Source organism: Bradyrhizobium sp. BRP19 (assembly GCF_020194195.1).
Taxonomy (GTDB): domain Bacteria; phylum Pseudomonadota; class Alphaproteobacteria; order Rhizobiales; family Xanthobacteraceae; genus Bradyrhizobium; species Bradyrhizobium yuanmingense.
In genome coordinates this window covers 138621-156077 of the sequence record NZ_JADYVZ010000007.1, presented here as the reverse complement: position 1 = coordinate 156077, position 17457 = coordinate 138621, and the positions used below count along the sequence as shown (strand labels likewise).

17 protein-coding genes are annotated in these 17457 nt (G+C 65.0%); 5 read left to right on the top strand and 12 right to left on the bottom strand.

The window, feature by feature from the left end:
* Positions 1-19: 19 nt before the first annotated feature.
* On the bottom strand, positions 20-418 hold the full coding sequence (locus I6F36_RS22325) for an META domain-containing protein (RefSeq protein WP_225144904.1): 399 nt from the start codon (positions 416-418) through the stop codon (positions 20-22).
* A 388-nt stretch (positions 419-806) separates the two neighbouring features.
* On the opposite strand from I6F36_RS22325, the gene I6F36_RS22320 reads away from it, so the two are divergent.
* Positions 807-2558, top strand: coding sequence for an ABC transporter ATP-binding protein/permease (locus I6F36_RS22320; protein WP_225172162.1), 1752 nt, complete (start codon positions 807-809; stop codon positions 2556-2558).
* Between the two features lie 141 nt (positions 2559-2699).
* Here I6F36_RS22320 and I6F36_RS22315 read toward each other — a convergent pair whose 3' ends face one another.
* The 4 genes from I6F36_RS22315 to I6F36_RS22300 all read right to left on the bottom strand — a co-directional run bounded on the left by I6F36_RS22315 (position 2700) and on the right by I6F36_RS22300 (position 7160).
* On the bottom strand, positions 2700-3713 hold the full coding sequence (locus I6F36_RS22315; protein WP_036027050.1) for a TorF family putative porin: 1014 nt from the start codon (positions 3711-3713) through the stop codon (positions 2700-2702).
* Positions 3714-4151: 438 nt separating this feature from the next.
* Positions 4152-4511: a histone gene (locus tag I6F36_RS22310; protein ID WP_225172161.1), complete on the bottom strand. Its 360-nt coding sequence runs from the start codon at positions 4509-4511 to the stop codon at positions 4152-4154.
* Between the two features lie 85 nt (positions 4512-4596).
* Complete coding sequence (glcF, locus tag I6F36_RS22305; RefSeq protein ID WP_225172160.1) at positions 4597-5919, bottom strand: glycolate oxidase subunit GlcF; 1323 nt, start codon at positions 5917-5919, stop codon at positions 4597-4599.
* Complete coding sequence (locus I6F36_RS22300; RefSeq protein WP_036014306.1) at positions 5919-7160, bottom strand: FAD-binding protein; 1242 nt, start codon at positions 7158-7160, stop codon at positions 5919-5921. The genes glcF and I6F36_RS22300 overlap by 1 nt, the downstream gene beginning before the upstream one ends.
* Positions 7161-7309: 149 nt before the next feature.
* On the opposite strand from I6F36_RS22300, the gene I6F36_RS22295 reads away from it, so the two are divergent.
* Complete coding sequence (locus I6F36_RS22295) at positions 7310-7645, top strand: putative quinol monooxygenase (RefSeq protein WP_225172159.1); 336 nt, start codon at positions 7310-7312, stop codon at positions 7643-7645.
* Between the two features lie 77 nt (positions 7646-7722).
* On the opposite strand, the gene I6F36_RS22290 is transcribed toward I6F36_RS22295, so the two are convergent.
* The 5 genes from I6F36_RS22290 to I6F36_RS22270 all read right to left on the bottom strand — a co-directional run bounded on the left by I6F36_RS22290 (position 7723) and on the right by I6F36_RS22270 (position 13051).
* Positions 7723-8529, bottom strand: coding sequence for an SDR family NAD(P)-dependent oxidoreductase (locus I6F36_RS22290; RefSeq protein ID WP_225172158.1), 807 nt, complete (start codon positions 8527-8529; stop codon positions 7723-7725).
* 93 nt (positions 8530-8622) lie between these two features.
* Positions 8623-9036, bottom strand: a complete 414-nt coding sequence (locus I6F36_RS22285; protein ID WP_225151903.1) for a DUF1850 domain-containing protein — start codon at positions 9034-9036, stop codon at positions 8623-8625.
* Positions 8997-11117 (bottom strand): TRAP transporter permease, encoded by a 2121-nt coding sequence (locus I6F36_RS22280; RefSeq protein ID WP_036039900.1) that lies wholly within the window; start codon positions 11115-11117, stop codon positions 8997-8999. Before I6F36_RS22280 ends, I6F36_RS22285 begins: the two co-directional genes overlap by 40 nt.
* A 162-nt stretch (positions 11118-11279) precedes the next feature.
* On the bottom strand, positions 11280-12227 hold the full coding sequence (locus tag I6F36_RS22275) for a TAXI family TRAP transporter solute-binding subunit (protein ID WP_225172157.1): 948 nt from the start codon (positions 12225-12227) through the stop codon (positions 11280-11282).
* 344 nt (positions 12228-12571) lie between these two features.
* Entirely contained in the window at positions 12572-13051 is a 480-nt protein-coding gene (locus I6F36_RS22270) for a hypothetical protein (RefSeq protein ID WP_225172156.1), read from the bottom strand.
* A 193-nt stretch (positions 13052-13244) separates the two neighbouring features.
* On the opposite strand from I6F36_RS22270, the gene I6F36_RS22265 reads away from it, so the two are divergent.
* Positions 13245-13550: a hypothetical protein gene (locus I6F36_RS22265; RefSeq protein ID WP_036014324.1), complete on the top strand. Its 306-nt coding sequence runs from the start codon at positions 13245-13247 to the stop codon at positions 13548-13550.
* A gap of 202 nt (positions 13551-13752) precedes the next feature.
* Here I6F36_RS22265 and I6F36_RS22260 read toward each other — a convergent pair whose 3' ends face one another.
* Positions 13753-14970 (bottom strand): hypothetical protein, encoded by a 1218-nt coding sequence (locus I6F36_RS22260; protein WP_225147328.1) that lies wholly within the window; start codon positions 14968-14970, stop codon positions 13753-13755.
* A gap of 56 nt (positions 14971-15026) precedes the next feature.
* A complete protein-coding gene (locus tag I6F36_RS22255) occupies positions 15027-15653 on the bottom strand; it encodes a CoA pyrophosphatase (RefSeq protein WP_225172155.1) in 627 nt (208 codons plus the stop codon).
* Between the two features lie 70 nt (positions 15654-15723).
* Between I6F36_RS22255 and I6F36_RS22250 the strand changes: the two genes are divergently transcribed.
* Positions 15724-16149, top strand: a complete 426-nt coding sequence (locus I6F36_RS22250; protein WP_036014328.1) for a PaaI family thioesterase — start codon at positions 15724-15726, stop codon at positions 16147-16149.
* Between the two features lie 297 nt (positions 16150-16446).
* Complete coding sequence (locus I6F36_RS22245) at positions 16447-17457, top strand: aldo/keto reductase (RefSeq protein ID WP_036027041.1); 1011 nt, start codon at positions 16447-16449, stop codon at positions 17455-17457.

The window sequence follows — 17457 nt, the reverse complement described above, 5'->3', positions numbered from 1 at the left end:
CGCGGGGAATGACAGAGGCCTAATTCCCCGTCGTCCTGAAGCGCAGCGGCTTCGGGCCGATCAGCGTCAGCACGTCGCCCTGGCGCTTCCAGGTCTCGACGCTGCCGAGGGCTGCGACGAGCTCGTCGTCGGCCTGCGCTCTCGCCGGCGGACAGTTGCGGTTCTGGATCTGGCCGGGCACGAAGATCACGGTGTTGCCGGCGACCGAGAACTGGCCCTTGCCGCCCTTGCACCAGAGCTCCAGCACGACCTCGCCATTGTCGCCGATCTCGATGTTGGGAATCCGCTTCGAGCCTGCCTGCGGCAACGCCTCCAGCGTCATCTCGGTGCCGAACGGAAACGCCTCCTGGGCACGCGCGAGTGTGGACATCGCGAACATTGCAACCGCCGCACACACCAATCGCTGGAACGAAACCATGAGACCTCTCGACCGACCTGACTTGCCGCACCTTCTATGAGACGGCGGGGGCGTTGAGAAGGTTCGCGCATGGTCGATGCAGGCGCACCGGCATGGCGAAGCCCGGGGCGCCTTCGAAGACCACGCCGAACGAGAAAGCGATCGGCAGCCAGTTGCAGCCGCGGCGCGAAGTTCTCGCGCATCCGGCGGTTCCCAGGCCGCTCACAAGGTCGCGAAATCCCGGAGCACCCTGCCCCGCACCGGCGGGCACCATGCTAGGGTTGCTGGCTGCGACAATCCAACGCAAATTGCAGAACTTGCGACTTTCGTCTAAGCGCGCCCATTTCCGCCATCGCCTCAGCTATTTGGCTCTGGGCATCGTGCACATCCCCTGAGGAGATCCAGCTCTGTGAACAACATCCGCGCCACGCTCGCGATCGTCTGGCGAATCGCCATCCCTTATTTCCGGTCAGAGGACAAATGGGCCGGCCGCGGCCTGCTCGGCGCGGTGATCGTGATCGAACTGCTGCTGGTCGCCATCGATGTGCTCGTGAACCAATGGTACAGCCGCTTCTACAACTATCTCCAGGAGCGCGACTGGAACGGCTTCGTCTGGGAGCTGGGCGTCTTCACACTGCTCGCGAGCGCCAGCGTCGCGCTGTCCGTCTACCAGCTCTATCTCAATCAGTGGCTCCAGATTCGCTGGCGGCAATGGCTGACGCGTCACTATCTGGCCGAATGGCTGAATAGCGCGACCCACTATCGGATGCAGCTCAAGGGCGATGCGGCCGACAACCCGGACCAACGCATCACCGACGACGTCCGGAGTTTCGTCGAGCAGACTCTCAATATCGGCATCGGACTGCTCTCCTCGATCGTCACGCTGCTCTCGTTCGTGGTCATTCTGTGGGGGCTGTCGAACGCGGCACCGCTGCATATCTCGGGCCTCGACTTTCCCATTCCCGGCTATTTGGTGTGGGCGGCGCTCGTCTACGCGATCTTCGGCACCGCGCTGACGCACTGGATCGGTTCGCCTCTGGTCAATCTCAATTTCGAGCAGCAGCGCTACGAGGCCGACTTCCGCTTCAACCTCGTCCGCGTGCGCGAGAACTCCGAACAGATCGCACTGCTCAAGGGCGAAGGCGCCGAACGCGAACGACTGCTGCACCGCTACGGCTATGTCGTCGGCAATTGGTACGCGATCATGAGCCGGACCAAGCGTCTGACTGCTTTCACGGCGAGCTATTCCCAAGCCGCCGTGATCTTCCCCTTCATCCTCACCGCGCCTGCCTACTTTGCCGGTAAGATTCAACTTGGAGGGATGGTGCAGACCGGGTCCGCCTTCGGCAGCGTGCAGAAGGCCCTGTCATTCTTCGTGAGCGCCTACCGATCCCTGGCCGAATGGCGTGCGGTGGTTGCCCGTCTCGATGGCTTCGAGATGTCGGTCGCCTCGGCGGTCAATCTGCCGGCACATGAGCCTGCCATCGCGCTGGAGGTCGCCGGCCGCCATATCGACCTCGAGCAGCTCTGCGTGAACCTGCCCAACGGCACGCCGCTGGTGGCCGCCAAGGCCTTCACCATTCAGGCCTCGGAGCGCGTGCTGGTGACCGGACCGTCCGGCTCCGGCAAGTCCACGCTGTTCCGGGCCATCGCCGGCATCTGGCCGTTCGGCACCGGCACGGTTGTGGTCCCGGAAAAGGCAAAGCTGATGATGCTGCCGCAGCGGCCCTATTTCTCGGTCGGTGTGTTGCGCGATGCCGTGGTCTATCCGGCAGCGCCGGGCGCGTTCGACGCCGCGCAGGTCCGCGAGGCCCTGATCGCGGTCGGGCTGCCCGATCTCGCCGAGCGGCTGGACGAGGACGGCCACTGGAACAGGATGCTCTCGCTCGGCGAGCAGCAGCGTCTCGGGCTAGCGCGCGCGCTGCTGCATGCGCCGGACTATCTGTTCCTGGACGAAGCCACCGCCTCGCTCGACGAGCCGTCGGAAGCCCGGCTCTACCGGCTGCTGGCGGAGAGACTGCCGCAGGCCACCATCGTCTCGATCGGCCACCGCTCGACGCTCGATGCCTTCCACACCCGCAAGGTGGCGCTGGTGAAGGACGGTGCGATCCACGTCGTCGGCGGCGAGCGAACTGCGGCGGAGCCGAGCGCCGCGCGCTGAGGCGAGCGCTGGGTAGCCGCTGATCATCAAGTTCGAGTCGTCACTCCATACACGCGTCAAGCCCGGCCATGACGGCGTGGAGAAAAGCAAAAGGGCGGCAGGTTGCCCTGCCGCCCTCGCGAAGTCGTTTCGGAAAGAAGCTTACTTCAGATTGCTCATCGCCGTCAGGTCGAACGAGAGCTTGGCCACGCCGGCCGCGCTGCACCAGTTGGAGCCGAAGCCGCCCGGGTTGATGGGGGTGAAGCTTCCGGTGAACTTCGCGGTGTGATCGCTGGTCAAGGCGTTGCAGTCGCCCTTGTTCAGGTCGGTGTCGTGATAGCGCAGATCGAGCGTGAACACCTTGTAGGTGAAGCCGACGCCGACGTTCCAGGTGTTGTAGCTCGGCTCCTTGATGCCGTTCGCATAAACCGGATCGCCCGCGATGCCGTAGAAGATGTCGGAAGTGCCGAACCACTGCCGGCCGAACTCACCCGACACATACATGCCGACGCCGCTGGCACCGAAGATCGTGCTCGGGGCGGTCCACTTGGCGGTGATCGAGGCGTAATTGCCCCAGGCGCCGAGGTTCAGGAAGTTCGGAGAGTAGTACTCGTTGAAGCCGACCGTCCACTGGTCGTTGATGACGACGTTCAGCTTGGCGTAGGCTTCGAAGAAGCTGGCGTCCTTCTTGGCGAAGTTGCCGTTGATCGGAAGGCCGATTGCCCCCTGCGAGTAATCGATGTCGCCGCCACAATTGCCCTGAGCCAATGTGTACTGCGAGCCGAAGCATTGTCCGCCCGGATAGAGGTAGCCCCAGAGACCGAAGTCGAAGGCGAACATGCCGAAGGTCGGGCGGATACCGCCGTAGAAGTCGACTTCCGCCGCAGCGCGGTTCGGGAAGGAGATGCTCGAGGCGGACGTACCGACGTAGAGCTGCAAGTCCTTGGTGACGTTGTAGCGAGGCTCGAAATAGGCCGTGACGGCCGGCTTATGGTTCGACTGGGTGATGCCGCGGAAGACGTAATCGCTCATGATGCCGCCGCCGAAGGCGATATCCCAAGGATCGAACGCCGGGGGCGGCGGGGCCTTCAATGCCTTCACGCGCAGATCTGCCGCGAACGCCGAACCCGTCGTCACCATTGCCAGCGCCGTTGCCAACAAAGCCACTTTTTTCATTTCGATCCCCATCTACCCGTTCTTACTTAGCAGTCGCCCCCGGAAGCCCCCCGGGGCATGCGGCCTACCTGCAAAATTGCGTCACTGCGGCAATTTGGATCGATGGACAGGAACCGTGAAGCAAAAAGCACGGGCATCTGCCGACTTTTTAGGCGTTTTGACGAATTCACGAAAGGTTGTCAGGCTGTGTGGCTTCTCGATCACATTATTTGCATTCCAAGGTGCAGTGCAGACCCGTGTAAACCCGGGGATCGCCAGGCGGCGTGACACCTTCGCTACGAATCAGGGTGGGCCCGGAGCGCCAGCCGCCAAGGGCGGCTTCCGCGATGCAAAAAGGCCGCAGCACCGGGGTGCCGCGGCCTTCTCGTTACAATCCCAAGTAACAATCCCGAGTAACAGTCCCGAGTGACAGTCCGAAGGCGATGAGAGACCGCCTTCCTACCCCTGCCCCTCGGCCGGCGCCGCTTCCGCAGAAGACGAAGGCATCGCCCAGCTTGTCTCGGCGGGCGCGGGAGTCTCCGCCGGTGCCGACGGCTTCGGAGTAGGCGCTGCCTTCGCCTTCTTCGGTGCCGCCTTCTTCGCGGCCTTCTTCGGAGCAGCCTTCTTGGCCGCCGACTTCTTTGCGGTCGTCTTGGCAGCCTTCTTCGGGGCGGCCTTCTTGGCAGATTTCTTGGCAGACTTCTTGGCGGTCTTCTTGGCCGCCTTCTTCTTCGTCGCCTTCTTCGCGGACTTCTTCGCCGCTACGGCCTTCTTGGCCTTTTTGGCCTTCTTGCTTTTCTTCTTCTTCGCTTTCGCCATCGTGGTCCTCCTGTTGCCGCCGAACAATGCTTGATCGGGCGTCTTCAGTCGTCACCTCGGGAGGACAGTTCGGGCTCCTGAAAGCTCAAACCTGCGCGTTCAGTGCCGGCCGCGCCCCGCCCGTCGCCCAATCGAGAAGCTCAATCGTGTGTACGACCGGAACTGACGTGCCACTGGCAATCTGCACCATGCAGCCGATATTGCCCGCGGCAATCATGTCCGGCTTGACGCTCGCGATGTTGGCGACCTTGCGATCACGCAACCGACCCGCAAGCTCGGGCTGGAGAATGTTGTAGGTCCCCGCCGAACCGCAACACAAATGGCTCTCGGGCACATCTTTCACCACGAATCCATTCTTGGAAAGCAATTCTTTCGGAAGCCCTGTGATTTTCTGTCCATGCTGCAACGAACACGCGGAGTGATAGGCGATGACGATGTCGTCCGCTCGCGCCGCCGTCGCAAGCTCGAGGCCGGCGACGTATTCGGTGATGTCCTTGGCGAGCGCCGAGACCCTCGCAGCATCGGCCGCGAACGCTGTGTCCTCGCGCAGGAGATAGCCGTAATCCTTGATCACCGTGCCGCAGCCGGAGGTCGTCACCAGGATGGCATCGAGCCCCTCGCCGGCCATTTCCTTCCGCCACGCCGCGACGTTGGCGCGAGCCCGTGCCAGCGCATCCTCGTCGTTGCCGAGGTGATGGGTCAGCGCGCCACAGCACTGCTCGTCCTTGACAAGGACGACCTCGATGCCGTGGCGGGTCAGGAGACTGATGGCGGCCTGGTTGATGCGCGGCGCCAGCACCTGCTGGGCGCAGCCCTGGAGCAGTGCCACACGGCCGCGCTTCTTGCCCAGCGCCGCGAACACGCTGCCGGCGGCGGGCCCTGCGGGCGGCAGCCGGTCCGGCGCCAGCGCCAGCATCGCCTTGATGCGCTGGATCAAGCCCGGCGTCGCCGCAGGCCGGGGTGTCGGCAGCAAGACGCCGAGCGGACGGACGAGCCGCGCCAGCCACATACTGACGCGAAAGCGCTGCGGGTCCGGCAGGACGAAGGCCAGCACCTGGCGCAGCAGCCGCTCGGTCAGCGGCCGCCGATAGCGCTGCTTGATTTGCACCCGGGCCTGATCGACCAGGTGCATGTAGTTCACGCCCGAGGGGCAGGTCGTCATGCAGGCAAGGCACGACAGGCAACGGTCGATATGCTTGACCACGTCGGCGGTCGGCGCCTGGTCCTTCTCCAGCATCTCCTTGATCAGATAGATGCGGCCGCGCGGGCTATCGAGCTCGTCGCCGAGCAGCACATAGGTCGGGCAGGTTGCGGTGCAGAAGCCGCAATGGACGCAGGCGCGCAGGATCTTGTCGGCTTCCGCGATATCGGGGTCGGCGAGCTGCGCGAGTGAGAATTCGGTCTTCATCAGCCAGCGCTCCGCGTGAGCCGCCCCCGGTTGAGAATGATCTTCGGATCGAAGCTGGCGCGCACCCGCTCGCTCAGCGCGGCAATCCCCGGCGCCTGCGGATGGAACACGTCGACCTCGCGCCTGACATCATCAGTCGCCCGGATCAGCGTGGCATGCCCGCCGGCCGCGTTCGCGTGCGCACGCACCGCCGGGGCATGCGCGTCCGGCTTCGGCGGGAGCGCCGCCCAGATCAGGCCGCCGCCCCAATCGTAGATCACATCGCCCCCCGTCTCGCGCGCCAGCTGCGTGCCCAGCGCCGCGCCCGAGGCCGGCGGGCAGACGATCCGCCAGACCGGCCAGGCGCCGAGCGCGCCGCTCGCCGCGAACGGCAGCACGTCGCGGATCGCGCTCCACAGGGCCGCGGATGCCACGTCCTCGATCAGCGTCGCGGTTCCAAACGGCGCCAGCAATTGGCGCAGCGAGCCGGCGCGGTGCGCAGCGGACGCGGTGATGCCCTCGAGCCGCAGCACGGTCAGCGCCTCGGCCTCGCCTTGGCCCGCAATGTCGCCCAGCCCCTCGGTCCCGGCCCGGAGTGCGGATTTCGGCAGATGCGCGGCGGCGGAGACGTCGAAGGGCGAGCCCAGCGCCGCAGTCATGGCCTTGTTGGCGGCGGCATCATCTAACCCGCGCAGCAACAGCGTCCGCTCGGCCTCGGGCTTGGGCATCACCTTGAGCGTGACCTCGGTCATCACCGACAGCGTGCCCCAGGACCCCGCCAGCAGCTTGCAGAGGTCGTAGCCGGTGACGTTCTTCACCACCTTGCCGCCGGTCTTGAAGCTGTCGCCGAAACCCGAGACGGCATGCGCGCCGAGCAGGTGGTCGCGCGCTCCGCCCGCCCGGATCCGCCGCGGCCCGGCGAGCCCTGCCGCGATCATGCCGCCGATGGTGCCTGTTGCCGTCGTGCCGAGCAGCGGGGCGGTGTTTACAGGCTCGAAGGCGAATTGCTGGTTCTTGGCGTCGATCAGCGCCAGCACGTCGGCCAGCGGCGCGCCGGCCTGGAGCGTGATGATGAGCTCGTTCGGCTCGTAGGCGGTGACGGCATTGAGTGCGGAGACGTCGAGCACGGCGTTGGTCGCCATGGCGTGGCCGATGCCGCGCTTACCGCCATGGCCGATGATCTCGAGCGGCTGCTCGCTCGCGATCGCCGCGCGCACCACCTCTTCGACGTCTTTAGCGTCTCTGACCTTGAGCGTATCCACGGGAAAAGGCGGTAGCGAAATTCGCGCAGGAAATCAATTCGACCCGCGACGGAACGCTGGGCCGCGGCGACATTCGCACTACGATCTTCATCGAACCATTGCCGCCCAGAGCCGCGCTATCGAATGGAGCATTCTCAAGGAGCTCCATCATGACCGAACAGGCAATGAATCAAGAGGCCGGCCACCCGGCCATCGGCGGCGGACTTCTCGTCGTGGCGCAATGGGAAGCAAAGGCCGAAGAGGCCGACCGCATTGCCGAAATCCTGCGCGGCTTCCTCCCTCAGGCGCAGCGCGAGCCAGGCGTCAAGCTGTTCCTGATCTCGCGCGCCAAGGACAATCCGGCCCAGTTCCTGTTCTACGAGTTGTTCCGCGACGAACACGCCTTTAGGGCGCACCAGGAGAGCGTGCATTTCAAGAACTACATCGCGGAACAGGCGCTGCCGCTGCTGACCAGGCGCGAACGCGCGCAATACGCCCTGCTGTGAATGATCTGCTTCCTTCTTGCAAGACAGGGCGATCGCCTATGACTCGCAGCGGCGGGCTGCGTGCAAGCTGGGGCTGATCAAGCCCCGGCCTTGCACGTGATTCCGCCGTCGACAACGAGCTCGATGCCCGTCACGTATTTCGACTCGTCCGAGGCCAGGAACAGCGCGGCGTTGGCGACGTCGAATGCATCGCCCATATGGCCCATCGGCACCTGGGCGTCGCGCGCGCGCCACATCGCCTCGACATCGCCCTTGGCGTAGCTGGCAGCGAGGCCGGCGGAGTGCTCGACCATCGGCGTCTTCATCAGGCCGGGCAGGATCGCGTTGACCCGGACGTGATGGCGCGCGAACTCGATCGCTGTGGTGCGCGTCATCTGGTTCATCGCCGCTTTCGAGGTGCCGTAGGTGACGTAGGAGATGCCCATGTGGCGGATCGAGGCGATCGAGGAGATGTTGATGATCGAGCCGCCGCCCTGCTTCACCATAACAGGGATCACGTGCTTCATGGCGAGATAGGCGCTCTTGAGGTTGACGCTGAAGACGCGGTCCCAGCTTTCTTCGCTCACCTCGACGACACTGCCCATCTCGGCGATGCCGACATTGTTGTCGAGCACGTCGATGCGGCCATAGGCCTTGAGGCACGCCGCGACCATCGCCTCGATCTCGCCGGCGCGCGACACGTCGGCCGTGAACGCCGTCGCCTTGCCGCCCTCGCCGCTGATGATCTTCGCGGTCTCCTCGGCCGCGGCACCGTTGCGATCGACGCAGAACACCTGCGCGCCCTCGCGCGCAAAGGTCACCGCGGTCGCCTTGCCGTTACCCCAGCCTGGACCGATCGAGCCGGCCCCCACCACCATCGCAACCTTGCCCTTGAGCCGATCCATCGCGTGTCTCCCGTGTTGTTGTTCTTGTAGCCCGGATGGAGCGCAGCGCAATCCGGGGCAGTGGTCCCGGATTACGCTTCCGCTCCATCCGGGCTACGGTTCTTTGCAGACGCTCAACGTGGTGACGTTAGCACCAATGGGATGCCCGACAATCTCCGACAATGTCCAGCACGTCCCGTCATGGCACAGCCGCCATTCTCCGGCCGCGCCGGAATTGCCGAGCACCAATTCCGGCATCGGCGCACGCTGCGGCCGCCATTGAAACCAGCCGTCGACCAGCCGCGCCTCGGCCGGCGGCTCCATGCCGGGGCCGGTGCCCTTGACGCGGGCTTGCACCAGCTCGAGGCCTGATGGCGTGAGGCGCCAGTCTTCCTGCCATTCGACCTTCGCGATCGAATGCGTCCAGACAAGCGTGAACGCGGACAGCGTCAGCGCTTTCACGCCGCCCGCTGTCGCAAGACAGAGGCTCACACCGCCTCGACCGGCGCCGGCGGACGCTGCCGCCATTGCCACAACACAAGCGCGGCGGCGAGCACGAAGCCCGCAGTATCGCTGAAGGGGAATTCGCCGAGCAGGCAGAACGCGGCGCCGAGCGCGACCAGGCGCTCGATCAGCGTCAGCCGCGTGAACAGGAAGCCGATCGCGGCCATGCCGAACAGGCCGATCGCCACCAGCGCCTTCAAGCTCGCCAGCGCCACCGCGCCGTAGAAGCCGAGCTTGGCCGCCATGGGATCGCCGGCCTGCAGCATCAAGGCCGGCGAATAGACGAAGATGAAGGGAATGACGTAGCCGGCGAGCGCGATGCGCATCGCCTCCCAGCCGATCTTGTCCGGGTTCTCCTTGGCGATTGGCGCGGCCGCAAGCGCGGCGAGCGCCACCGGCGGCGAGAGGTCGGCCATGATGCCGTAATAGAATGCGAACATGTGGCTCGCGATCAAGGGCACGCCGAGCTTGGCCAGCGCGGGAGCTGCGAGCGCGGCAGTGATGATGTAGGTCGGGATGGTCGGGATGCCGGTGCCGAGCAGGATCGACAGCAGCATGGTCATGACCAGCGCCAGGAACAGGCTCTTCTCGCCGAGTCCGATCACCCAGCCGCCGAAGATGGTGCCGACGCCGGTCTGCGACATCATGCCGATGATGACGCCGACGATCGCGCAGGCCATGCCGACGGTGATGGCGGATTTCGCGCTCTCGGCCAGCGCATCGCGGCAGGCCCGCAACGCCGCAAAGCCGCCGCGCACGAACGCCGTGATCACAATCAGGCCGACCACGACGGTCGCGACCGGCACGATCTGGAGGCCGTCGCGCGACAATGCCGCGACGACGAGCGCGAGCCCGACCCAGAAGATGGTGCGGATCACGTTCGAGGAGGCGCCCGTCGTGATGGCGGTGCCGAGGATCAGCGTCACCGTGAGCGCAAGGCCCATGCTGCCGGCATAGAGCGGCGTAAAACCCTCGAACAGCATGTAGACCAGAGCCGCGAGCGGCAGCACGAGGTACCAGCGCGTCACCAGCGCCTTCCAGGCGCTCGGGATCTCCGAGCGCTTCATGCCGACCAGGCCGTGCTTGCCGGCTTCCAAATGCACCATCCAGAACGCGGAGGCGAAATAGAGGATCGCGGGGATCGCGGCGGCCTTGACGATCTCCGAATATTGCACGCCGAGCGTCTCGGCCATGATGAAGGCGACCGCCCCCATCACCGGCGGCATGATCTGGCCGCCCATCGAGGCCGTCGCCTCGACGCCGGCCGCGAAGGCGCGGCGGTAGCCGAACCTGATCATCAAGGGAATCGTGAACTGGCCGACGGTGACGACGTTGGCGACGCCCGAGCCGGAGATGGTCCCCATCATGCCCGAGGCGAACACCGCGACCTTGGCAGGTCCACCGCGGGTGCGGCCGAACAGGCCGAGCGAGACGTCGGTGAACAGCTGGATCATGCCGGCGCGCTCCAGGAACGAGCCGAACAGGATGAACAGGAAGATGTAGGTCGCGGAGACGTAGACCGGCACGCCGTAAAAGCCTTCGGTGCCGAACGACAAATGCGTGACGATCTGGTCGAAATCATAGCCGCGATGGTTGAGCGGCGACGGCAGGTACTGACCGAAGAACCAATAGACGAGACACGCACCGCACATCAGCGGCAGCGCCGCGCCCATCAGCCGCCGCGTGCCCTCGAAGATCAGCACCGCGAGCAGGGTGCCGACGGCGAGATCGAGCCTGGTCGGATCGCCATCGCGCGCGATCAGGTCGGCATAGAAGATCCATTGGTAGAGACCGCAGTAGAAGCCGGCGGCGCCGATCGCCCAGCCCAGCGCACGGCCGAAATTGCTCTTCGCGGTGAAGTTGGCGATCAGGCCGAAGGTCAGCAGCAGCAGGAATCCGACATGGACGCCGCGCACCACCTGGCTCGGCAGATAGTTGAAGGCGGCGACGTAGAGCTGGAAGATCGCGAACGCGATGCCGATCCAGTAGGCGAGCCGGCCCCACCAGCCCGGGCCGAAGCCTTCTGGGAAGCCATGCTCGAAATTGTCGAACTCGACCTTGACCTTGTCGGGCGCGATCTCAGTCCCCTCTGCCTTTTCCAGCATCTCAGCCCATCCCCAATCGTCGAGCGCTTGTAGCATTGGCACGGTATGTCCCGAGCCGTCATGCCCGGGCTTGTCCCGGGCATCCACGAAACTTCCATGCACAGCCGCAGAACGTGGATGGCCGGGACAAGCCCGGCCATGACGTCCGACGACAGGAGCTGATTACTTGATCAGCCCCTTTTCCTTGTAATAGCGGATCGCGCCGGGGTGCAGCGGGACCGGGCTGCCGGTGGCGGCGGTCTCGAGCTTGATCTCCTTGCCGGCCGCGTGCGCAGTGACGAGTTCGGGCAGCGATTCATAGACCAGCTTGGTCATCTGGTAGGCGAGATCGTCCGAGACGGCGGAGCTCGTGACCAGATAATTGATCACGGCCGCAGTCGGCACGTCCTTGTCCTGGCCGGTATAGGTGTTGGCCGGAATGGTCGCAGAGACGAACGGCGGGCCGATCTTGTCGACGGTCTCCTTCGGCACCGACACCACCGTGATCGGGCTCGAGGTCGAAAGGTCCTTCAGCGAGGCGACGCCGAGCCCGGCCGATTGCAGCGTGGCGTTGAGCTGCCGGTTCTTCATGAGATCGACGGATTCGGCAAAGGGCAGATATTCGACCTTGCCGAGCTCCTTGTAGCTCATGCCAGCAGCGGCCAGGATCGCGCGGGAGTTCAGCTCCGTGCCCGATTTCGGCGCACCGACCGACAGGCTCTTGCCCTTGAGGTCGGCGAGCGTCTTGATGCCGCTGTCCGCGGTCGCGACGATCTGGATGTAGTTCGGGTAGATCGCGCCGATGGTGCGCAGCTTGTCGAGCTTGGTCTTGAAGCCCGCCTCCTCCTCGCCCTCCCAGGCGGCTTTCAGCGAGTCGCCCAGCGTGAACGCCAGCTCGCCGCGGCCCTGCTGCAGCAGGATCAGGTTCTCGACCGACGCCTTGGTGGCCTGCACCTGCGTCTTCACGTTCGGAATCTTTTCGCCGTAGATCTTTCCGATCGCGACCCCGAGCGGATAGTAAACGCCGGAGGTGCCGCCGGTCAGCACGTTGATGAAGGATTGCGCCTGGGCGCAAGGTGCCGACGCCGCCAGAGCCAGAGCCGCGGCCGCGCCGAAAATCGTCCGTTTCATGGTTGTTGTTCTCCCCAAACCGGCGGCGAAATTGGCCGGATGAGGGATGCGGGTCAACCCATCCAAAAGGCAAAACAGGACTGCGGCAAAGGGCCGTTCCCGCTGGGTTTTTGGGAACCGGACGGTGCGGCGAGGTGGCGCAGCGGGACTGGAGTCGCGTTAGGTTCGAGTCGGAGCGGCTTGCTCGGTCACCTCTCCCGCTTGCGGGAGAGGTCGCGCCGAAGGCGCGGGTGAGGGTTTTCTCCTCTAGGAGATTGTCCCGATGCGGAGACACCTCTCCCCAGCCCTCCCCCGTAGGCGGGGCAGGGAGCGCACCGTCTACGCAGTGGCTATCGAGCGATCGCTCACTGGAACGTCATGTCCAGGCATTTGGAGATGTCGGAGCCGAGGCCGGAGGAGATGGTGATGCAGCCGCGCACCTTCTGCGCGCCGACGTCGGCGGCCCAGACCGAATAGCCGCCGGGGCCGAAGAACGAATTGGTGTTCGGCGGCTCGGTCTCGGTGGCGTCGAAATCGTACTTGCCGTCGGTCTCGAAAATGCGCGGTTTCTTGGTGCAGCCGCCGTCGGTCTGGACGTTGATGACTTCCTTGTTGTCGCGGGTCAGCGCCAGGGAGACCTGGCAGCGGAAATATTCCGAGGTCCTGGTGTTGAAGAGATAGGTGTAGGACTTGCAGGTCGCCGTGTTCAGCTTGCCCGGGGCAAGGCCGCGGCTGCACGAAATCCGCTGGTTGTGGCTGAGCCGGTAGTCATCGGCTTGGGCGGCCGGCCCCAGCGCCGTGAGCAACAGCGCGGCAGCCGAGCAGGCTTTGACGACAAGGTTCATTCGAATCATCCCCACCAATATTTTTGTCGAGTTGCGTTCTAAACGGAAAGCGGAACATAGTCGCGAGGGGACGGAGGGAAAATCACAAACTGCTGGGCAAGACGTGATGCGCTGCGGCGCTATCGCAAGTTGACCGGGACGCATCGTTCGTGATTTGTTCAATCATGGAATGTCCCGATCTTGGGAGGATGGGATGACGGCATTTTCAATCAAGACATTTGCACTCGCAGCCGCGCTCGGCGCATTGGTAGCGCCCGCATTGGCGCAAACCGCAGCGACGCCCTGGGAGCTGAAGACCGACACCGGCTACGCCTACGACAGGGAGGGCAAGACCTATTCCTACAAGATGGGCACCAGCAACGCCGGCGAGCTCTTGAAGGGCGCCAAGAAGGTACCCAAGGGCACACTGTTCTTCATCGGCCAGAACGGCCAGCTCTACATGCGCACCGGCCCGTATCTGGAGGGTGACGGCAAGTTCAAGTTCGGGCCGGATCAGTAGAAGCTGCGATCACGGTGCGCTCCCTCGCCCCGTTCTTACAGGGCCGCGACGAGCTTCGCTCGCGCTGAGAGGGTTGGGGTGAGGGGCCTCTCTCCACGCATGAGATCGTCGAGGGACCTGTACCCCCTCACCCGGATTGCATCTGACGATGCAATCCGACCTCTCCCCGCAAGCGGGGAGAGGTGAAGAAAGCGCCAGCGTCCTAGAACGCCCCTGCCAATTCCCTTGCGCCGGGTTTGCCGCTGTTCACGTCCATGCGCTCGTCGGTCACGGCCAGCAGCTTCGCCACCGTGTTGTGGCGGATCGCGACTGGGTTGCGCTCATAGCCGCCGCGCTGGAAGAAATTCGAGGTCGGCACCCGCTCGCGCATCGCTTGCGGCATCGTCACCATGTCGAGGCCGGTGCCGTCGCCGGTGAGGTTCATCATCTCGAGCTCGGCCGCCGACAGCGGGCGCGAGTGTCCCTTGGCGCGGGCGAAATGCACCGAAGTCAGCAGCTTGTGGGTCTGCAGCATCGGTCCGATGTCAACGTCGAGCACCATCGCATGCATGGCCCAGCCCTGCGGGGTGGCGCCCATCTTCTCGTGCTCCGACCAGGTATCGGGCACCGACTTCGCGTGCGCCACCATCTTCTTCAGGACAGTGAGCTTGTGCTCGAGCGCATGCCGCGCCGGTCCAGATGTGCGCGTCACCTTCTCGGACAGCGCGCGGATCAGTTCATGGCCCTGCTCGGCGAGCAGCTCGACGCTGTTGGTGGTGAGCAGCTGGTTGTAGCCCATCGCGGTCGAGATCGCGCGCTTGCCGCCATGCTCGATGCCCGCCTGCACGTCGTAACTGCCGGTGCCGCCGGTCTCGAACGAATAGACCCGCACCGCCTGCTCGCGCGTCAGGCCATGGGCCAGAGCGTAGCGCGCATAGGCGCGCTTGAACTCGAGCTCGCTGGACGGGCGTTGCGGCGTGAACTGGTAGAGTTCCTGCGCCGCACGCAGGAAATCGGCGACCACGGGGATCGGTCTTCTCGCGGGGCGATCCGGCGTTTCCTCCGGCTCCGGATTCACCGGCTTCTTCGGCCCGGTATAGAGCGGCGGATGCTCCAGCACGTAGTCATCGAGCGTGATCTGCTGCCCATTGCGCCGCTTGGCGTTGCGGGCCTTCCGCTTCTCCGAGATCTGGCTCCAATAGGCGCCGGCCTCGGCATCGAAGGCGGCGCGCGCGGCCTGATATTCCGCGAGCTTGCGGCGATATTCGAGCACGGCCGGCGAAGCCCCCGCGCCTTGCGCGAAAAACTGCGACAGCAGCTGGGCGTTGGCATTGCGAACGGCGGGCGACAGCGCGTCGGCCTCGGCGCCGCGCGCCGCAGGCGAGATCAGGACGAGCGCGAGCGGAACCAGCGCCAATTTATTTCGAATCGAATGATGCATGCTGCCTTCTTAGCAGGCATCCGGTAACCGTCGCGTTAACGCGCCGTTTACCATCGTCACGTCCAGGCGAATACCGGCTGTTCCAGGTCGGTGACGCGGGTGTGCCGCCCCGCCAGCACCTCGCGGAACTGGTAGATCAGCGCCGCGGTCGGGGCATGGATCAGGCTCATCTGGTGATGGAAGCGGATCACGCGGCGGCTGCTCTCGGGGATCTCAGTGAAATCGAAGGCATCGTCGCGCTCGATCGTGGCCAGCGCGATGCGATGAACGGAGGCGACCTCATCCGGGTTCGGGCGGATCGCAGCACTGTCGGCCGCCCAGACCACGACCGGCGTGATCAGATAGCCCGAGCGCGTCGGATAATCGTCGAGCAGGCCGAGCACCGCATCGGCTGACAGCGCGAGTGCGAGCTCTTCGTCGAGCTCGCGCAGCGCCGCCTCGACCGGCGTCTCGCCGGCATCGCAGCGTCCGCCGGGCAGCGCCCATTGGCCGCGATGGGCGCGCAGGTGCGGGGCGCGCCTGGTGAGCAGGAAGGCGGTGTCGCCACCGTCGTCGGATTCGGTCAGCGCCAGCACGACCGCGGCGCGCTTCAGCGCCGACGGCTCGGCTGTGACGGGCAGCCGCGCGAAGGCCGCGCAGGCCTCTGCGATATTCCGTCTGGTGGCATCGTCGAACGTTCTCATGATGCTTGACTACACCAGGACTGCATCTGATGAAACGAGGAGACATCGCGTTGCAAGGACGAACGACGACATGACCAGCAAGGCCGCCGCAAGGTTGAAATCAGAGGGCTGGAGCATCCTGGAGACCACGGGCTTCCTGCATCTGATCGGCCCGTTGTGGGAGCGCAAGGTCGACGGCCATTACGAGTTCGCGCTCGCGACCGAGGACAAGCACCACAACCGCCGCGGCATGGTCCAGGGCGGCGTGATGATGACGTTCGCCGATCGCACCTGCGGCATGACGGCCCGTTACGTCTCCGGCAAGGAGTACTTGGCGACGGTGCAGCTCGACACCCATTTCGTCGAGGCCGGCCAGATCGGCGACACCCTGATCTCCCGCCCGCGCGTGGTGCGCTCGACCCGCAGCCTGATCTTCATGAGCACCGAGGTGACCGTGGACGACCGCTGCATCGTGATGGCGAACGGCGTGTTCAAGATCTTGAAGGGGCCGGGGTAGCGGGCGATCAGGCCGGCGCTGCTGCGCGCCACACCCGCAGCCGTCATTCCCCGCGAAGGCGGGGAATCCAGTACGTCGCGGCCCCTCGATCGATCACGACTGTCTCGGCGTACTGGATCGCCCGCCTTCGCGGGCGATGACACTGAATGTGAGGCGCAAACGTGCCCCACCGTCATTGCGAGCGCAGCGAAGCAATCCAGCATCCCTCCGCGGACACATCTCTGGATTGCTTCGCTGCGCTCGCAATGACGGACTTTGCTGGCTATGCTGCCGTCCACCAACATCGAGGACTCGCCCATGCAATACCGCCAGCTCGGCCGCAGCGGCCTCAAGGTCTCGCCGATTTGCCTGGGCACCATGATGTTCGGCGGGCCGACCGATGAGGCCACGTCGAAGCGGATCATCGACAAGGCACGCGATTCCGGGATCAATTTCATCGACACAGCGGACGCTTATTCCAAAGGCGCCTCCGAGGAGGTCGTCGGCCGCGCCATCGCGCGCAATCGTGGTGCCTGGGTGCTTGCCACAAAGCTCGCAAACCCCATGGGGGACGATCCCAATCGCGGCGGGCTGTCGCGGCGCTGGGTGTTGCAGGCGGCGGACGAGAGCTTGATGCGGCTCGGCACCGATCACATCGACATCTACTATCTGCACAAGGAAGACCATGCCACGCCGTTGGAGGAGACGGTGCGCGCCATGAGCGACCTGATCCACGCCGGCAAGGTGCGCTATTTCGGCGTCTCCAACTACCGCGCCTGGCGCGTCGCCGAGATCTGCAACATCTGCGACCGGCTCGGCATCGACCGGCCCGCGGTGAGCCAGCCTTATTACAACGCCATGAACCGCATGCCGGAGGTCGAGCACTTTCCGGCCTGCGCCTATTACGGTCTCGGCATCGTGCCCTACAGCCCGCTTGCTCGCGGCGTGCTCACCGGCAAGTACAGGGTGGATGCAGCGCCCGACAAGGAGACGCGCGCGGGGCGCAACGACACCCGCATGATGCAGACCGAATGGCGGCCGGAATCGCTCCAGCTTGCGCAGGAGATCAAGGCTCACGCCGAGACGAAAGGCATCACCGCCGGCCAGTTCGCGGTCGGCTGGGTGCTCAACTCCGCCTTCGTCTCGTCGGTGATCGCCGGTCCCCGCACCGAGGAGCAATGGGACGGCTACATCAGCGCGCTCGATTATCGTTTCACCGCGGAGGACGAGGCGCTGATCGACCGCCTGGTGACGCCAGGCCATCCCTCGACGCCAGGCTACAATGATCCGGCCTATCCGATCGAAGGCCGCCGCGCGCGGACGGCGTGA